1 protein-coding gene is annotated in these 585 nt (G+C 54.7%); it reads left to right on the forward strand.

The window, feature by feature from the left end; genetic code table 11:
* The coding region (locus ACTQ34_RS18125) for a transposase (protein WP_441364989.1) at positions 1 to 585 on the forward strand (585 nt) is incomplete at both ends.

Below are 585 nucleotides of genomic sequence, written 5' to 3' on the forward strand. Positions count from 1 at the left end.
CAGAGACAACACCTCGAAGAAGAAGCTGGCCCGGCGGAAGAAGGAAAAGCTGCGCACCGTGAAGCGGAGCGTGACCGATCCGGACAGTGGGTTATTCGTGAAAGGTGATCACAAACGGCAGTTTGCCTATGAGGCTCACACAGCCTGTGACGAGCATGGATTTGTTCTGGAGACAGTCATTACCCCTGGAAATGTACATGACAGCGTGGCCTTTGATGAAGTCTATGACCGTGTGACAGCAGATTTCCCGGAAGTAGAGACGATTGTTGCCGATTCTGCCTACAAGACCCCGCATATCTGCAAAAAGGTATTTGAAGATGGACGTGCGCTCTCCACCGCCTACAAGCGGCCCCAGACGATGAAGGGCGGCCACGAGTGGTGGAAGTATGTGTATGACGAGTACTATGACTGCGTGATTTGCCCAGAATACCAGACGCTGCCCTACCGCACCACAAACCGGGACGGATACCGGGAGTACCGAAGCGACCCGAAGATCTGTGCCAACTGCCCCACCCGCCATCTGTGCACCCGTTCCAAAGACTGTGTCAAAACGGTGCAGCGCCACATCTGGAAGGATTACGAGGA

This window comes from Agathobaculum sp. LCP25S3_E8 (genome assembly GCF_052117165.1).
Lineage (GTDB): Bacteria > Bacillota > Clostridia > Oscillospirales > Butyricicoccaceae > Agathobaculum.